Below are 17,575 nucleotides of genomic sequence, written 5' to 3' on the forward strand. Positions count from 1 at the left end.
ACTGGAAGAGAACCGGTCTGTCTTTGTTTACTTTTTATAATGTTGTTTGATGAGCGCGTCGAAATTCGGTGTCATGTCTTCTTCAAGATAATAATGGTGGTTATCTCGAATGATCGTATCGCCAACCCGTGCTTCTGATGGCAAGAATCGTCGTGGGATAAAACTTGAGCCGTTGTTCCAACGCAACACGGCGTACTTCCCTTCGACTCGCACCAGCGTGCCGTATTTGATCATGCCTCTTCCTCCTCAGCGAACAGCTTTCTATCTCTTTTATTCTTATAGAGTGTATTCCCACATTCCATAAAACCTACACATATTTGAATGTTGCTACACAAACGAAGGAGAAGTAAACAATGATCGTCAATTGTGAAGAAAGTTTGAAGAAAACGCTTTCTTTTCGAAATGTTTTCTTCTATAATGAAGGCACGGGGTGATTATGACGAATTTGTGAACAATGGGGGTATGGTCAATGTTTTCATCAGCTATGATCGGATTGCTCGCTCTTACCGGAGTGACGATTTATGGGATTGACCGTATGTTCACGGTCCGTTCAGAACGCATCACAAAGAAATAGGTTTACATAGGGGGATCGCAACGTCTTGGGGAGACGTTGCGATTTTTTTGCGTCAATAGTCGCGTTGGCGTGCCTCGCGCTCATGCTCTTTTTGTTCGACGTGTTTTCGATTGCGTTCGTGAACCCGGTTAAAAAAGGCGTGCTCAGGCCAAAGCGGGGACCAGACGCGTTCTTCAGGCAAAGCGAGGATATATTCTTCGGCAGCGCTGAGTCGCTCAATCATTTTACTGCGGTCATCACATAGGTCGCCGTGGCCGGGTATGAGCCAACGGATCTCGTGTTCGTAGACGGCGGATTGAAGTTTTTGAAGCGATTCGAGATACGCTTCCGCGTCGTGCTCGATGAACGGTGGTTCGATGTTCGATCCGTAATCACCGCACACGAGCAGACGCAACGGTTCGACAATGAGTGACATATGGGTCGCTTCATGTCCTGGCGTCAAGTAGAACGTGATCGGGGTAGCGCCGAGCTCGACCGTACTGTCTTCGGAGATGATGATGTCGACGACCGGCTTTTGAATCGGGCGGTCGATGTAATACTGTTCGTAGAACGTTTTAATCTCTTCAAGTTGGGCGCTGGCGTCTGTTTCGACGAACGCTTTTGAAGCAATCACGGTCGCATCAGGGAAAGCGTAAGCGCCGATGATATGGTCATAGTGCTGGTGCGTATAAATGACGTACAATTTCTTACCTTGTCGCTTCAATTCGATGTCGCGATGGATGGTCGCAACTTCTTCTGGCAACCAGTTCGGGTCGATTAAGATGAGGCTGTCTTCAGTGTCGATCAAAGTCGACGTGGTTCGCATTAAAGCACTCTCATAAACGGTAAATGGTTGCAGGCGGACTTGAATCATGGTGATCCCTCCTTCATATCTTCAATTCTTTTCCCGAATCGGTCGCATTTAAGCGTGACGTCAAAAAACAAAAGAGCAGAAAGTCGAATGACTTCCTGCTCGTTACATGGTGTGCACCATGTGGTTATGTGTGCGAGTTAAGCCTCGCGAATATGTCGGAAATTGGAGCGGGTGAAGAGAATCGAACTCTCGTCATCAGCTTGGAAGGCTGAGGTTTTACCATTAAACTACACCCGCACATTCAAGTATACGATTTAAAAATTGGAGCGGGTGAAGAGAATCGAACTCTCGTCATCAGCTTGGAAGGCTGAGGTTTTACCATTAAACTACACCCGCGAAACGCTTAACGTTACGGTAATATAATAGCACACGATTTAACCTTTGCAAACCCTTTTTCGAAAAAACATTAGTTGTGGCGGATAGGTGGTCTTGCTAAGATAATAGAAGAGGGGAGTGGGTCGGGCATGAGCGAACGAAAATCTTATTTGAAGATGATGAGTGAAGGGTTTCGCATGATGAGCCAGGCGAAACAAGTCGAACAAACTGTAACGCTCCGTCAATGGACGTTCTCGGTGCGGCATGAGTTGATGTGGCATGTGGTTTTACGGACAGATCGCCTAAAATGGGTCAGTTCACCGACCGAGACGTTGGTCATCGAGCCGATGTTCGTTCAAATCGGAGCGCTGCATCTCACGCGCCACGTTGAAACGAACGAGGTACGTTTGAAAATCGAGGAAGAATGGGGAATTGAAAGTAAGGTCGTCTGCGACGATCAAGAGTGGGAACGATTCGTCGAAGCGCTCAAACAATTGAAGGGGGAGTAGTCGTGAGTCGAGAACGACTGTATCGGATTGAAGCCGAAGCCCGTGGCAACGCTTGGCGGGCCCGCGTATTGACCGGCATCCAACGGTTCCGCTTTTTTAAAGGGGAACTGCTCGCACCGACTGAACGACCCTATGTCGTCTTGAGCATCTCCCAAGACGCAGGGGCGTTACCCGATTTGATTGAAACGGATATGGGCGTCTTGCTTATCCACGAACGAATCGGACCCATCTTTATGAACCTATGTCCGTACGACATCCAGCTCGTCCGGGTTGAACTGCATACGAGTACCGGCAAGACCGACCACTATTGCGCGCTCAACGTCTTACGCCGATTTGAGATCGAGCACCTCGAGGATTCCGGTGAATATCGGCCGTTAAGCGAGGATCGTCTCTACTTTCTGTCCCGACAAACCGTTCGGATGGATTTATGCGGACATATGATCGCCCAAGATCGAAACAGCCAACGCCTTTACGTGACGGAGCGGCTCAAATATGCGCTGCAAGCCAAAATGGTCACCGGCCTGACATTCAAGAAAACGAAGGAGCAATTAGCATGAAAGAATACGAAATCGACGGGTGGCTTCGTTTATCCTACCCAGAGCACTATGAATACAATGAAGAAGAGGATCACGTCAGCTTCTATTCGGTGGAGGAAGATGCGCAAGGCACGCTTCAAATGTCTATCTATGAAGCAGAGGAGGCCCAGGCCCCTGAAGATGCGGCGCTGCAGGAACTGAACACCTTTTTAGGGGAGTTCCCGATCGACATTAAAGTCGCACCGAGCGTGACGGATCAATCGGGCGGCATGACGACGGCTTACGCGAGCGGGATTGAAGACGACATGTATTTGGACGTCTGGTCGCTCACGGACGGGAAGCGGCTGTTGTTTTTGACGTACGTCGCCGACAAGAAGACGGATGAAAAGTTAGAGATCGAAGCAATCGTCGATTCGATCGAATGGACATGAAAAGAGACACGAAGCCAAGTTGGCTCGTGTCTCTTGTTCGTTATTGGAACTTTGGTACGTCGAAGAAAGTTTTGTACGAATCAAGCTGTTGATAAATTTCATACATTCTTGCTGTTTGCTTTGTTGCCCAACCAATGTCTGTAGCGTATTGTCTTGTCTCTGCCAAACTCTGTACATTTGGATCGAAACGCATTTTATACAATGTATTACGTTTATTCGTTGGATGATTGATATAGGATTGACCAATAAATTTTGCGCCGCCAATAATGGCGTCTTCGGGTGTGAACCATCCTTCTTTGTAGGCTCGTTCTGCACCTTTTACATGAGCATTCCCATCAATAGCTCCGATTCCATACATGTTGTATACCGTTCGAGGTGTTACAGCTTTTCCATCTACACTTGACACAAGCGTTCCAATAGCGAGGGGGGACTTACCTTGAGCGGTTTCAAGTAATGCATGAGCCACTAGGTAGATTTCGTTTACATTATACAACCGTGAGGCATCAATAAATGCTTGTCCTTGGCCTGTAAGAATGCCTCTTCCGACAAGGGTCTTATTCAATGTAGAACTTGATACATTGGCGCTTAGGGATAAATCAAGAAACTGTAGGTACTCTCGTGATGCAGCAGCATAGGAATTAGGAGAAACTTGACGAATAATTTCCTCATCTGTCGCAAGGCGCCAAGATTGATCGAATACACGGATATTAAAGCCGACAGGACGGTTATAACGAATCGAGTAATATTGATTTGCTTCACCTAAAATCGCTACTACTTCCCGCGGATTAATAGCACCAAATTTATGAGCTGTCATAGATGTTGTCTGGAATACATTTACGCTTCCGATATTGGAAGTAGCGTTCACATATCCAGTCATCGTACCGTGTTTCACTTTATACCAAGTGGCCACTCCTACTTTTTGAGTTTCAAGGTACTCGAGCTTAGTGTTGGCCGAGAGAGAACTTAAATTAACTGCAGATGCAGATGCTGATGATTTCAAATACTGGAACTGTGCCGTAATGAGCTCTGTTGAGTTAATAATTCCAGTCGGAGCAGTATCAGTAGCGTTCACATATCCGATTAACGAACCGTGTTTCACTTTTTGCCACGTAGTTGTCCCGATTTTTTGAGTCTCTAATAACTCGATTTGTGTTTGAGCCGGAAGACTAGCGATGTTTGTAGCAGTTGCCGAGGCACTTGATTTTAAATATTGTAGTTTGATTGTGATAATTTCATGTGCTTTACCAGGCGTGATTAATGATTTAGGTACGTAAGCTGGTGCGGTACGGTGAGTGTCTGATTGTGCCGATAAACTTCTTTGTTTAGAGACCATAGATGATAATGGATATGCGTAAGTTGTATGGTTGATCACAGTTTCTTTAGTACCCGGTGTTGGTGGGGTGTAAGGCTTCGTGAATGTAAGCGAGATATAACCGTTCGTAACTTTTCCATTCAACGAGAATGAAACAAGTCCCCAGTTGCTACCGACAATCGGTTTTACGTTAACAATTGATTGATTTGAGAGTGTGCCGATAATAGCTCCTGTTTCAGGTCTACTACGAATGTTAAGTGGGCTACCATCTGTCACAACCTGTACTTCGCGCTCAGGACCATATTGCTCAGTTGATGTCGAAGGTGCCGTCAATGCGAAGTCTCGTGCTGCTACATATCCGATTTTGTTGTTATAACGGATTTCAAACCAAGAGCCAGTTGCACCATGAGCCGCCAGTTGATCGACTTTTGTACCGACTGGAATATCTTGAAGCGTCGTACGGGACGCAGTCATCGATGAAAACATTGGCACCGTTCGCTGGGCGTAGTATGGTGTTGCTACTTGTGGCTTGGGAGCAGTCAATGAAAAATCACGTGCTGCGACATACCCAGTCGTGTTCGCGTAACGAACTTTAAACCATGAGCCCGTTGCACCGTGAGCCGACAGCTGATCGACTTTTGCACCGACCGGGATCGTTTGAAGGACGCTTCCGCGCGTCGAAGTTGAAGCGTACATCGTCGCCGTCTGTTTAGCGTAGTAAGGTGTGACCTGTTCCGCGACTTGTGACTCAGATAAGTTCCGCATCGGTACGTAACCTGTCAACGAGCCGGCTGCGACTTTCGCCCAAGACCCGGTCGCACCGTGTGTCGAGATCAATTTAACGCTTGTCGCGATTTGAAGTGTGCCTACTACTTTTCTTGAAGTCGACATCGAATTGAAAATACTTGATGTCGATTTGACGTACATCGTTGTCGGTTCGACTGTCACGAGCGGCTGCAAGTTCCGTTTCGCGACATATCCGGTCTTCCCGCTGTATGTCACTTTGGCCCATGACCCGGTCGCGCCGTGCTCCGAGAGGAACGTTACTTTCGCACCTTTCGGGATCGCAATCAGGGTCGGGGACGTTGAAATCATCGAACTATGCATCGTCGTGTTTGTTGTCGTACTATGGGTCGGGTTCGCTTGGGGTGCCACGGTTCCGCCTCCTACTTGAGAGAAGTAGCGTTGAGCCACATAGCCAGTTTTCCCGCCGTATGTGACTTTGAACCATGATCCAGTCGCGCCGTGCGTCGATATATATGTAACGGTCGCACCTTTCGGGATCGCAATCAGGGTCGGGGACGTTGAAATCATCGAACTATGCATCGTCGTGTTTGTTGTCGTACTATAGGTCGGGTTCGCTTGGGGTGCCACGGTTCCGCCTTCTACTTGAGAGAAGTAGCGTTGAGCCACATAGCCAGTTTTCCCGCCGTATGTGACTTTGAACCATGATCCGGTCGCCCCGTGCGTCGACATGTATGTCACGGTCGCACCTTTTGGAATCGTTGTAACGATTGAAGCGCTCGTTGTCATCGCCGAACGCATATTGACGGTCGCATTAGCTGTATACGTTTTAGCTGTTGCCGCTTTCGTGACGGTAGACTTCAACGTTAAGTACGAGGAAGAAACGTAGCGCTTTTGACCTTGAAACTCGATTTGGGCCCAGTTGTTGCTTGTCGAATAAACTTGTACAGCAGTTCCTTTTGTCAACTTGCCGACGATCGCTGACGAAGTTGATGTAGACGACCGGACGTTCAAAATAGAGGTATTCACCGTGCCTTCGTATGTTGCTGCATATGACTCGGTCGGTCCAATCATGCTCAATACTGTGCTAGAGATGAGGACGGCCGCGCTCAGTCGTGTAATAGTTGGTTTCAATGTGTTACCCCTTTCATTCCATATACTTCAATCTATAAGTGTTCTTCGTAGTGCGCGGTCTAAGTATAGCGCACTTAAAAAATGGAAAGAAGATGAAAAATTTCAAAAAAGGTAAATGAATTAGAAAGTCGTTGGTTTAAAATGTAAAAATAAAAAAACCTCCATTTAATAGGAAGTTTTTCCATGTCTTAGCTTAAAGGTTGCGCAAGAGCCAACCGCTTATATCGGTCCACACTTCGTCGCGTTGCCGTTCGCGGAGCACTTCGTGACGCGCGTTGTCGTAAGACAACACCGTCAGTTCGACTTCCGCTGCCTGATAGTTTCGAACAATCCCTTTCAACCCTTCCCCGTCGTGTACGACCGGGTCGTCGGTTCCGGCGACGAAGAGGATCGGGAGCGTCTTCGGATGTTCATGGATACGGGCGAGGGATGTGACCTCTAGCGAAGCGCTAGCTACTTCATATAAGTAACCGAGTGTCGGGATACCGCCGCAGTCCGAGTCGCTGCGGTAAGAGGCCACTTCTTCCGGGACGCTAGAAATCCAATCGTTCTCCGTCTTGGCGGGGAAGAATTTTAAATTGTAGCGCCCGAACAAGAGGCGTTCGAACAAGCGAGAGTGGTAATCACTCCCTTTCATACGAATTGCCGACCCGATGGCGTAAAGCCCGATCTGGCCGACGAAACCAGAGCCGGGAGGCGGTGAAATGGCGACGATGCCGGCTAGGTTATGACCCATGATCTGACCGAGACGACGGACGAGCAAAGAACCGAAACTATGCCCGATTACAAACGTTGGCAAATCATTTTGGTAGTGACCGATCAATGCGGTAGCGTCTTCGACCATTTGGTCAAATCCTTCTTTTGGAAGTAAGTGAGCGTATGTGGATTGAGCACGCGCCGATTTTCCAGCTCCGCGAAGATCGCAAACAAAAACGTTAAATCCAGTTGTTGCCATAAAGTCGGCGAATTCGACATACCTGCCGTGATGTTCAAGCATGCCGTGAAACAAGAAACAATTTCCAATCGGGTTCGTTGCCGGGACATGCAATACGTGCGTGCGGTACCCGTCTGCGTACGTGTGCTCAATGACGTCCAAAGTCATCCCTCCGTTGTCGTGTGGATTAAAACAATCCGATGGCCTTACCTGTCTCGTCGATGCCCATGTTGAGAGCGGCTGGATGTTTTGGCAGTCCTGGCATCGTCAAGACGTTACCCGTCAAAGCGACGAGGAAGCCGGCACCGACCGACGGTTTCAACTCTCGTACGGTTACCGTGAATCCTTGAACGTATCCGAGTTTTGTCGGATCGTCGGATAGTGAGAACGGTGTTTTGGCCATACAGATCGGCAAATCGTCCCATCCGTTCGCTTTAATTTGAGCCATTTGCTTTTTCGCCGTAGCGGTGAACGTGACGCCGGCCGCTCCGTAAACTTCTCGGGCAATCGTCGTAATCTTCTGTTCGATCGAATCAGTCAGCTCGTAAAGTGGTGTGAGCATGGCTTCGTTCGACTCGACTGTCTCGATGACGGCCTCGGCAAGTGCTTGTCCGCCTTGTCCGCCGCTCGCCCAAACTTCGCTGAGGGCGACGCGGATTTGATGCGTTTCGCACCAGTCGAGCACAGTGTCGAGCTCTGCGATCGAATCTGAATTAAAGCGGTTCAAGGCAACGATGGTTGGTAAACCGAGCTTTGTCATCGTGTCGACATGTTTGGCGAGCAACTCCATGCCTTTTGTGACGGCCTCGACGTTTTCGATGTGGAGTTGGTCTTTGGCGACACCACCATGCATCTTCAACGCGCGGACTGTCGCCACGAGGACGACCGCATCAGGACTTAAGTTGCCGATACGCGATTTAATATGACAGAACTTCTCGGCGCCAAGATCAGCTCCGAAGCCGGCCTCGGTGACGACGTATTCGCCGAGCTTCAAGGCAGTCTTTGTCGCGATGAGCGAGTTACAGCCGTGAGCGATGTTCGCGAACGGGCCGCCATGGACGAGAGCCGGGGTCTGTTCAAGTGTTTGGACCAAGTTTGGCTTGAACGCCTCTTTCAGTAAGAGTGTGGCCGCACCGGCCGCACCAATCTGTTCAGCCGTGACGGGTTCATTATCGAAGTCGTAGGCGACGACGATCCGCTTGATACGAGCCTCTAGATCAGCGAGCGAATCGGCGAGGCAAAGGATCGCCATAATTTCTGAGGCGACGGTGATGTCAAAACCGTCTTCGCGCGGGACACCGTGTGCGGCTCCGCCAAGTCCGACCGTCACGTGGCGAAGGGCGCGGTCGTTCAAGTCAAGGACGCGCTTCCAGACAATTTTCCGAACGTCGATTTTTAGATCGTTGCCTTGATGAAGATGGTTGTCGAGCATGGCGCTGATCGTGTTGTGGGCTGACGTGATAGCGTGCATGTCACCCGTGAAGTGGAGGTTGATGTCTTCCATCGGCAAGACTTGGCTGAATCCGCCGCCGGCCGCTCCGCCTTTTAGCCCCATCGTCGGGCCGAGTGACGGCTCGCGGAGACAGACGATCGCTTGTTTATCGAGTCGGTTCAACGCTTGACCGAGTCCGACGGTGACCGTCGATTTTCCTTCTCCGGCGGGCGTCGGATTGATGGCTGTGACGAGGACGAGCTTGCCGTCTGCTCGGGTCTTCACTTGTTCGAGCAAATCGAACGACAGTTTTGCTTTGTATTTCCCGTATAGGTCGAGATCATCTTCTTGTAGGCCGAGCTTTTCAGCAATTTGCTTGATTGGGAGCATGTCCGCTTGTTGGGCGATTGCTAAGTCAGATAACGGTTTGATTGTCGTCATGTATAAATTCCCTCCACTTTCGAACGTTTTACTAGTATTATGTTTGATTCATTCGTGATTCGAGCCATAATTCGGATCGTTTCTCTAATATAAACTGGCTCGTTCGTATTGTCATTGACTTTATCATAACGCATCAGTTCTGCAAATTCACTAATTGAGTTCAATATATTCCACCCATTCCGTCAAATGTATCCGTTTTCATTTCATTTCATTGCAGGTAAATTGATAGTGGAGGCGATGAAGATGATTGAAACACCGAAGCGAAGCAAACAGAGACGGAATTGGAAGAAGCCGGCAAGCTTTATCGCATTTGTCGGTCCGGCCTTTTTGGCGTTCGTGGCCATTGTACTCATCCCGTTCTTTAACGGGATCTATTACAGTTTCACGGACTGGAACGGGGTGACCGGCCAGTTGAACTTTGTCGGATGGGATAACTATCATCGACTCTTGTTCGAGGACGCCCAGTTCCGTTCGTCGTTTTGGATCACGACGAAATACACGATCGTGGCCGTCATCATGACGAACATCGTCGGCTTTTCATTGGCGCTGTTGTTGACGATGAATATTAAGACGCGAAATATATTGCGAACGGTCTTCTTTATGCCGAACTTGATCGGCGGACTCATCCTTGGTTTCATCTGGCAATTCATTTACGTGAAAGGATTCGAGTCAATCGGATCATTGACCGGTTGGAGCCTGTTCGAGCTGCCGTGGCTCGGCGACGCCCAGACAGCGTTTTGGGGAATCGTCATCGTCGCGATCTGGCAAGGCGGGGGCTACGTGATGGTCATCTATATCGCGGCGCTGCAAAACGTACCGACGGATTTGCTCGAAGCGGCCCGGATCGACGGGGCGAACCGGTTGAAAATGTTGCGTCATATCACGCTCCCGATGATCATGCCATCGATTACGATCTGTCTGTTCTTGACGATCTCCTGGTCGTTCAAAGTATTCGATACGAACTTGTCGCTCACGAACGGAGGACCGTTCAAATCGACCGAGATGCTCGCCTTGAACATTTATACAGAGTCGTTCGTGAACAACAATTACGGTCTCGGCTCGGCGAAAGCGGTCGTCTTCTTCCTCGTCGTCGCGGCGATCACCGTCACCCAAGTGTATTTGACGAAAAAACGGGAGGTGCAGGCATGACGACGGAAAAAATTGAACAGTTCGAACCAAAAATCGATCAGACGCCGAGACGGCAGTTGCCGCAGAAGCCGCTGCGGACGAGCGGGTATACGACCGGCCTTGGCCTCATCGAATTGGTCGCTATTTTACTAGGACTTTTGTATCTCGTCCCGTTTTATTACGTCATCGTCAACTCGTTCAAGTCGATCGCTGAGATTTATACGAACACGTCCGCACTGCCGAGCGTCTGGCTCGGATCGAACTATACGGAAGCGTGGGCAGCGATGAACTATGGCCGCGTCTTTTTGAACTCGCTTTTGATCACGGCCGGCGCGAACATCGTCATCGTCATCTTCACGTCGATGGCGGCATGGAAGCTCGTCCGGACGAAACATTGGATCTCGACCGTCATCTTCTTCTTGTTCGTCGCGGCGATGGTCATCCCGTTCCAATCGATCATGATTCCGCTCGTAAAAGTATCGAGCGTGCTCGGTCTATTGAACAGTCATTGGGGACTGATGGTCATGTATCTCGGGTTCGGGTCAGGTATTTCGGTGTTCTTATATCATGGCTTCATGAAATCGATTCCGGAAGAGATCGAGGAGGCGGCCATCATCGACGGTTGCTCGACATGGGGGCTGTTCTGGCGGATCGTGTTCCCGCTCTTGAAACCGATCACGGTGACGATCGTCATCTTGAACAGCCTATGGATTTGGAACGATTTTCTGTTACCTTCACTTGTCCTCCGAGACATCGAACTGCGGACGATCCCGCTCGCGACGTTCTATTTCTTCGGACAATATACGAAACAATGGGATTTGGCACTCGCTGGTTTAGTTCTTGGGATCGTTCCGCTTCTCATCTTCTTCTTCGGTATGCAACAGCATATCATCAAAGGGATTACGAGCGGCTCGATCAAATAACCCTTCCCAAGGGATCTCCCTCGTCCGCTACACGGGGGAGAATTTTTTTAGAAAAGCTGTTGACATTCGTCTGAATATTTATAATAATTAGTTCAATTCAATTGTGAACGACATTGAAAGGACGAGTACACAGAAGACGTAAGCAAAGCGAGCCGGGGAAGGTGAGAGCCCGGACTGAAATCTCTGTCGAAGAACCTCCTGGAGTCGCTACCCGAACGCTTTGCAAGTAGACGTAGCCGGACCGTTCCCCGTTATCGGAACTACGAGATGTTCGTCTCGAAAAAGTGAGTAGATTCGTCTACTAATTTGGGTGGCACCGCGGAGCTTGAAGCCTTCCGTCCCATAGTCCATGGGATTGGAGGGCTTTTTTCTATTGCTCCGTCCCAAATCCCACAATTGGAGGAAGACAAAATGACAACGACAGCAACAAGCATGATGAAGGAAAAACAACAGGCAATCACGGCGGTAAAGGCAATGTTCGAGGACAAATTCAGCACGGCGCTAGGTCTCACGCAAGTACAGGCACCGTTGTTCGTCACATCGGCGAGCGGAGTCAACGATCACTTGAACGGCGTCGAGCGTATCATTCAGTTCGACACACAATATCCGGGACATGAGCTTGAAATCGTCCAGTCGCTTGCGAAATGGAAACGCGAAGCGCTCGGCCGGTACGGGTTCAAAGTTGGCGAAGGGTTGTATACACAGATGCGTGCGATCCGCCGCGACGAAGAACTCGACGCGACACACTCGCTTCATGTCGATCAATGGGACTGGGAACGCGTCATCGCCCGGGAACACCGGACGACCGACTATTTGAAAGCGACCGTCGAATCGATTTATGCGGCCTTGCTTGAAACGGAACGGTCGGTCGAGTCGGCATACGCGATCGAAGCGATTCTCCCTGAGTCGATTCACTTCTTGACTAGCCAAGAGCTAGAAGACCTGTATCCGACGCTGACGCCAAAAGAACGGGAACATGCGATTTGTAAAGAGCATGGCGCGGTCTTCCTCTCACAAATCGGAGGCGCGCTCGCCTCAGGAGAGAAACATGATGGCCGAGCGGCTGACTATGACGACTGGTCGCTCAACGGCGATATTCTCGTCTGGCACCCAGAACTCGAGACGGCGTTCGAACTGTCGTCGATGGGGATCCGTGTCGATGAGACAGCGCTCGCTGAACAGTTGGTGACAGCTGGCGCGGAAGAGAAGCGGAAGTATCCGTTCCATCAAGCCGTGCTCGAAGGACGTCTCCCACTTACGGTCGGAGGCGGAATCGGCCAGTCACGTGTCGCCATGTATCTGCTCCGGGCCCGTCATATCGGTGAAGTCCAATCGTCGGTCTGGCCGAGCGAGATGGTCGCGGCGTGCGAAGAAGCTGGAATTAGCCTGTTGTAATTATATAGAAGCAAATGAGCCAGGACTTTCTTACGAGAAAGTCCTGGTTTTCTGTACAACATTTTCCACCCTACACGTCAATTTTGACACCTACATAATGGAAGCGTTTTCATTTAAAGTAAGGGTGTACTGATTGGATCGATTATTTTAGTCGACTTACACACCGAGGGAGGAAGTAAGATGAAACGCAAATGGAGATTATCGACAGCTGTGATGACGGCTGGCATGGTATTGACGCTCGCTGCCTGCGGGGGCGGATCGCTCACAGAAGGGGAAGGGTCGGCTGACGGGAACGCGGATAGCGGGGATTCAAAAGACGTGACGTTGAACGTCTTCCAATTCAAAGCTGAAATCGCTAAAGACCTCGAGGCGATGGCGAAAGAATATGAAGAAGAGACGGGCGTCAAAGTGACCGTTCAAACGGTCGGCGGCGGAGCCGACTACGGTGCCGCGCTCAAATCGCAATTCGCATCTGGCAATGAACCGGATATCTTTAACAACGGTGGCTTCACGGAAGCACAGACGTGGAAAGATAAGTTGGAAGATTTGTCGGATGAAAAGTGGGTCGGTGATTTGACGGAAGTGGCCAAAGAACCGATGACGATGGACGGGAAACTGTACGGTATGCCGATGAACCTTGAAGGCTACGGTTTCATCTACAATAAGGAGCTGTTTGAGAAAGCGGGCATCAGCGAACTGCCGAAGACGCTGTCTGAATTGACGGAAGCGGCTGAAAAGTTGGACAAGGCGGGTATCACGCCGTTCTCGGTCGGCTACGCGGAGTTTTGGATTCTCGGCATCCACTTGCTCAACATCCCGATGGCGCAACAAGATAATCCCGAGGCGTTCATCCAAGCGCTCAACGACAACAAAGAGAAGTTCGAAGACAATGAGCAGTTCCAACAGTTCTTGAAACTATTCGACCTGACCATCAAATATGGCAACAAGAACCCGCTCACGACGGACTACAACACGCAAGTCACACAGTTCGCCCAAGGCGAGACAGCGATGCTCCAGCAAGGAAACTGGGCCCAACAGATGATTCTCGACGTGAATCCGGACATCGAGATGGGCTTCGTACCGATTCCGATCAATGATGATAAAGAGAAGATGGACCGCTTGCCGGTCGGCGTCCCGAATAACTGGGTCGTCAACAAAAACTCACAATATAAAGAAGAAGCGAAAGACTTCCTCGAGTGGATGGCGACGTCAGACACAGGAAAAGACTACATGGTCAACAAGTTCAAGTTCATCCCGGCGTTCAAATCGATCGAAGCGAACGACCTCGGACCACTCGCTGACGATATCCTTGCCTATTCGAACGAAGGCAAGACGATCTCATGGAACTGGTTCAAGTATCCGGACGGCACGGTCAACGAGTATGGTGCCTTGATGCAAGCGTACGTCGGCGGTCAGAAGACCGGTGACGAGATGCTCCAAGACTTCACAAAAGTATGGATGGATAAAGCTAAATAAAGAAAACACAAGCAGCGAACTGACCCCTTCGCCGCTTGTGTTTTTTTTATGAAGAAACTGTCACAGGAATCCCATAAAAAGCACACACATACCCCCCTAGGTTTTCGTACAATATGTTTTGTAAGCGATTGATCAAGAGGAGGGGTTATGAGACAACTAAAACTTGGATTGCTCATCGGCTTGTTGTTCGCAGCCCCGTCTGTCCACGCGGAGTCCGATTTAGTGACGCTTGAAGAACCGATCGTGGTCCGTTCGAATGAGACGTTTGACGGTGCTGGGAAACGCTTCGTCAGCTGCAATGAACCGGCGTTTCGGTTAGAAGGGACCGGGGCGGTGCTCGAGAATGTTTTGGTCGAACAGTGCCGGCAGACGGACGTGGCTGCCATACAAGTCTCAGGGCTTGGCCATCAGTTGATCGATGTGACCGTCGAAGCGTCCGGGACCGGTATCGTAGTGGAAGACAGCTACGGGGTAAGGCTCGTCCGTCCCGTCATCTCGGGGTCTAATCAACACGAGGGCATCTCGCTATTGAACAGCGAAGCGGCTTTGATCAAAGGGGCGGTCATCGACCGAGTCCGTGACGGGATCTACATCGAGAACGGGTCGGGTCACCAGCTGATTCGCCCGAGCGTTGCTGATGCTAGATACGGTGTCCATCTCATGTTTCCGACAGACGTGTCGATCAATTTGCCGAACCTCCGGCGCAACGGAGCAGGTGCGATGATCATGGGGACAGAGCGCGTCGTCATCGAGAACGGACAAATCCATGACCAAGTCGGCGCGACGGCGACCGGGATCATGTTGTTTGAAGCAGTCGAGACGACGTTGCGCGCCAACGCGATCTTCGGCAATCGGATCGGGATTTATGCGGAAAAATCCGAGTGGACGACGATTCATGACAACGGTGTGAACGGTAATGATGTAGGACTGCGCTTGAAGTCAGCGAACGGGATGACGATGGCAGGGAATGACTTGACCGGCAATCGGTATCCGGTCGTCTCGTTTGAGTCGGCAGACAATGTGATTCAAGGAAACGATTGGGGCGGACAGACGCTCGATTTGACACGCGACGGGTTCAGTGAGATCCCGTTTCGGGCCGACCCGTACTTGTTTTTATTGGCCGATTCATATGAAGCGTTCGAGTTGCTGTACGGTGCCCCGGGGCTAACCGTGCTTGAACGTGTGCTCCGTAGCCCGGACGAGGTCACACTCACGGACGCAGGACCAATTGTGTCCGCGTTTCGCATCGAGTGGAACGGGTCGTTCGGAGCGGTCGCTTTAACCGGAATGATGGTTTTACTATGGATATTTGGGAGGAAACGATATGACTACGTATAAGAAAATGGCAGGACTATTCGCCGCATCAAGTTTGACGCTCGCACTTGGGGCATGTTCGAGCGCTGCGGCGGAACCGTTCGATATCGAATGGGGCGAGACCGAGTGTGAAGTGTGCAAGATGAAAGTGATGGATAAACAATTCGCTGCCGAAGCGATCATGGACAACGGGAAAGGCTATGCGTTCGACGATATCGGTTGTTTGATGCGTGACTGGTACCCTGAGCAAACGGAAGAGGACATCGCGGCGATGTATGTGAAAGACTACAACACGATGGACTGGGTCGATTTAGAGGAAGGTGCGTTTGTCTATAATAAAGAAGCGAAAACGCCGATGGCTTATAACATCGTCTCGTTCGCAAAAGCAGCGGACGCGGAAACGTATGCCGAAGAGAATGGCGGCATGGTGATGGATTTAGACGACTTGAAAGAACACACGTGGGAACGCGGCGAGATGAAACACCATAAAAAAATGAACTCGGACGACGATGGCGAAGCGAGCGACATGAGTGACGCGCACGATTCGGATGAGTCATCTGACGGTCACGGGCAGTAAGCGATGTTATGGCGGATCGAATGGTCCCGTACGCTGCGTCAGAAAGAAAGTTACGTCTTCTTGCTTGCTTGGGTACTGACACTCGTCTTGCTGGGTGGTCTCGGCCAAGCGATCCCGGTGGCGACGGCGTATACGAACGTCAGCGCGACACTCGTCACGGTGATCGGGCTCGTGTTACCGCTCCTCGTCATGTTGACGACGGCACTGCAGTGGGGCAATGAGCGTGAATCCAAGCGGATGCGACTCGTCTCGACGTTCACGGTGTCGATGCGCCGCGTGGTCTGGATGCGTTACAGCGCATTCCTGGCGACGCAAGGACTCGTCATCACGCTTGCGTTCGCGCTCGCCTCGTTCCTTGTTTCGATGCCGCTCGAGACGTGGTTCGTCCTATGGGTGTATGCGTTCGGCCTCACCGCGTACGGGGCCGCGATCGGCACGTTCATCGGCGTCGTCGGACGGACGAGGCTTCGAGCCGTGCTCCTCTCGTTCATCGTCTGGGTCGTCCTCGTTTTACTTTGGCCGACGCTACTCGTGGCAACGATTGCTTGGCTACCTTACGGGTCGCAAGCGAGTGCGATGGTCGGGCTTCTGTTTTTGAACGGGTTTGAGCTGCTGCGCGTCTGGGTGAGCTCGGTCTTGTCGGCACCTGACCTGTTCGGGGCCGTCTATGAAACGTTTATCGGCTGGCTCGGCGACCCACTCGGTAGTTTGACCGTCAGCATCGCGATCTTAAGTGTCGTGTTTGTGTTGTGGTTTGGGACAGCTTGGTTACTTCGACAGGAGGGACGACATGATTCAGCTTGAACAGGTCGGTAAACGCTATGGCGATGTATGGTCGCTCCATCCGCTTGACGGAGCGATTGCCGACGGTCGGGTCGTCGCCTTATGCGGAAGCAACGGGGCTGGGAAATCGACGCTACTGAACATGATGAACGGTACGCTCGCACCGAGTGTCGGTCATATCTCGTTGAACGGGGAGACGCGTGACCGTCGAAAATCGTATAATCAATCGTTTGGTTATATGCCTGATGATTTCGCATTCGATCCGTCGTGGACCGTCGGTGAGACGTTTGCGTATTACGCGTTGCTTCAAGGGGTCAAACCGGATGCGTCTCTATTGAACCGTGTCGGGCTTGACGCCAAGACCCGGCAACAGGTCGGGATGTTGTCGAAAGGGATGCGGCAACGCCTCCTGCTCGCTCAAGCGTTGGTCACGAAACCTGACATTTTACTGCTAGACGAGCCGACGAACGGTCTCGACCCGACGTGGATGCATGTATTGGGCCGACTGTTGCGGGAAGAGGCCGACCGCGGGACGACGATCGTGTTCTCGACACACCAGCTCGATGTGGCGGCGAGGCTTGCTGACGAAGTCTGGATGCTTGATGCCGGCCGGCTGGCCGGACGTGTCCTCGTTCAAGATGAACAGGCCGCTTACGCCGAAATTAAAAACTTCTTTTTCGAACCGGAAGTTGAGGCTTGTCAAACAGACGCCGCTCGCACAAAATAATAGACAGTTGAAGTGGTGGTCGGAGCCTTCCGGCGCC

At 50.9% G+C, this 17,575-nt stretch carries 16 protein-coding genes, 2 tRNA genes and 1 other annotated feature; of the genes, 11 read left to right on the top strand and 7 right to left on the bottom strand.

Annotated features, from left to right (window positions below; genetic code table 11):
- Positions 1-27: 27 nt before the first annotated feature.
- The 4 genes from EVJ32_RS03945 to EVJ32_RS03960 all read right to left on the bottom strand — a co-directional run bounded on the left by EVJ32_RS03945 (position 28) and on the right by EVJ32_RS03960 (position 1,763).
- The gene (locus EVJ32_RS03945; protein WP_016508383.1) at positions 28-234 is read right to left on the bottom strand and encodes a DUF3006 domain-containing protein; all 207 of its coding nucleotides are present in this window, start codon (positions 232-234) and stop codon (positions 28-30) included.
- Positions 235-626: 392 nt separating this feature from the next.
- Positions 627-1,427, bottom strand: a complete 801-nt coding sequence (locus tag EVJ32_RS03950) for an MBL fold metallo-hydrolase (protein WP_131456804.1) — start codon at positions 1,425-1,427, stop codon at positions 627-629.
- Positions 1,428-1,590: 163 nt separating this feature from the next.
- Positions 1,591-1,664: transfer RNA gene (locus EVJ32_RS03955), tRNA-Gly, on the bottom strand.
- 25 nt (positions 1,665-1,689) lie between these two features.
- Positions 1,690-1,763, bottom strand: a tRNA-Gly gene (locus EVJ32_RS03960).
- A 128-nt stretch (positions 1,764-1,891) separates the two neighbouring features.
- Here EVJ32_RS03960 and EVJ32_RS03965 point away from each other — a divergent pair.
- Genes EVJ32_RS03965 through EVJ32_RS03975 form a run of 3 tightly spaced genes read left to right on the top strand, consistent with a single transcriptional unit; the run spans position 1,892 to position 3,218 of the window.
- Positions 1,892-2,251, top strand: coding sequence for a hypothetical protein (locus tag EVJ32_RS03965; RefSeq protein ID WP_131456806.1), 360 nt, complete (start codon positions 1,892-1,894; stop codon positions 2,249-2,251).
- Between the two features lie 2 nt (positions 2,252-2,253).
- Positions 2,254-2,808, top strand: a complete 555-nt coding sequence (locus EVJ32_RS03970) for a hypothetical protein (protein WP_131456808.1) — start codon at positions 2,254-2,256, stop codon at positions 2,806-2,808.
- The gene (locus EVJ32_RS03975; protein WP_070328880.1) at positions 2,805-3,218 is read left to right on the top strand and encodes a hypothetical protein; all 414 of its coding nucleotides are present in this window, start codon (positions 2,805-2,807) and stop codon (positions 3,216-3,218) included. The genes EVJ32_RS03970 and EVJ32_RS03975 overlap by 4 nt, the downstream gene beginning before the upstream one ends.
- A 40-nt stretch (positions 3,219-3,258) precedes the next feature.
- On the opposite strand, the gene EVJ32_RS03980 is transcribed toward EVJ32_RS03975, so the two are convergent.
- From EVJ32_RS03980 to EVJ32_RS03990, 3 genes are all read right to left on the bottom strand, one after another.
- The gene (locus EVJ32_RS03980) at positions 3,259-6,408 is read right to left on the bottom strand and encodes an SH3 domain-containing protein (protein WP_131456810.1); all 3,150 of its coding nucleotides are present in this window, start codon (positions 6,406-6,408) and stop codon (positions 3,259-3,261) included.
- A gap of 193 nt (positions 6,409-6,601) precedes the next feature.
- On the bottom strand, positions 6,602-7,504 hold the full coding sequence (locus EVJ32_RS03985) for an alpha/beta fold hydrolase (protein WP_131456812.1): 903 nt from the start codon (positions 7,502-7,504) through the stop codon (positions 6,602-6,604).
- Between the two features lie 25 nt (positions 7,505-7,529).
- A complete protein-coding gene (locus EVJ32_RS03990) occupies positions 7,530-9,215 on the bottom strand; it encodes a formate--tetrahydrofolate ligase (protein ID WP_070328882.1) in 1,686 nt (561 codons plus the stop codon).
- A gap of 243 nt (positions 9,216-9,458) precedes the next feature.
- Here EVJ32_RS03990 and EVJ32_RS03995 point away from each other — a divergent pair, with 243 nt between their 5' ends.
- The 8 genes from EVJ32_RS03995 to EVJ32_RS04030 all read left to right on the top strand — a co-directional run bounded on the left by EVJ32_RS03995 (position 9,459) and on the right by EVJ32_RS04030 (position 17,538).
- Entirely contained in the window at positions 9,459-10,364 is a 906-nt protein-coding gene (locus tag EVJ32_RS03995) for a carbohydrate ABC transporter permease (RefSeq protein WP_201739054.1), read from the top strand.
- On the top strand, positions 10,361-11,266 hold the full coding sequence (locus tag EVJ32_RS04000; protein ID WP_236635973.1) for a carbohydrate ABC transporter permease: 906 nt from the start codon (positions 10,361-10,363) through the stop codon (positions 11,264-11,266). Before EVJ32_RS03995 ends, EVJ32_RS04000 begins: the two co-directional genes overlap by 4 nt.
- Before the next feature lie 104 nt (positions 11,267-11,370).
- Positions 11,371-11,612: a binding site (T-box leader), on the top strand.
- Positions 11,613-11,677: 65 nt separating this feature from the next.
- Positions 11,678-12,661: an aspartate--ammonia ligase gene (gene asnA, locus EVJ32_RS04005; protein WP_070328884.1), complete on the top strand. Its 984-nt coding sequence runs from the start codon at positions 11,678-11,680 to the stop codon at positions 12,659-12,661.
- 180 nt (positions 12,662-12,841) lie between these two features.
- Positions 12,842-14,137 (top strand): ABC transporter substrate-binding protein, encoded by a 1,296-nt coding sequence (locus EVJ32_RS04010; protein WP_131456814.1) that lies wholly within the window; start codon positions 12,842-12,844, stop codon positions 14,135-14,137.
- A gap of 147 nt (positions 14,138-14,284) precedes the next feature.
- The gene (locus EVJ32_RS04015; protein WP_131456816.1) at positions 14,285-15,475 is read left to right on the top strand and encodes a right-handed parallel beta-helix repeat-containing protein; all 1,191 of its coding nucleotides are present in this window, start codon (positions 14,285-14,287) and stop codon (positions 15,473-15,475) included.
- Positions 15,462-16,028, top strand: a complete 567-nt coding sequence (locus EVJ32_RS04020) for a nitrous oxide reductase accessory protein NosL (RefSeq protein ID WP_201738411.1) — start codon at positions 15,462-15,464, stop codon at positions 16,026-16,028. The genes EVJ32_RS04015 and EVJ32_RS04020 overlap by 14 nt, the downstream gene beginning before the upstream one ends.
- A 3-nt stretch (positions 16,029-16,031) precedes the next feature.
- On the top strand, positions 16,032-16,832 hold the full coding sequence (locus EVJ32_RS04025) for an ABC-2 transporter permease (protein WP_131456818.1): 801 nt from the start codon (positions 16,032-16,034) through the stop codon (positions 16,830-16,832).
- Positions 16,819-17,538, top strand: a complete 720-nt coding sequence (locus EVJ32_RS04030) for an ABC transporter ATP-binding protein (protein ID WP_070328889.1) — start codon at positions 16,819-16,821, stop codon at positions 17,536-17,538. The genes EVJ32_RS04025 and EVJ32_RS04030 overlap by 14 nt, the downstream gene beginning before the upstream one ends.
- Positions 17,539-17,575 lie beyond the last annotated feature (37 nt).

Origin of the sequence: Exiguobacterium sp. SH5S4, from assembly GCF_004337045.1 — a bacterium.
Classification (GTDB): domain Bacteria; phylum Bacillota; class Bacilli; order Exiguobacteriales; family Exiguobacteriaceae; genus Exiguobacterium; species Exiguobacterium aurantiacum_A.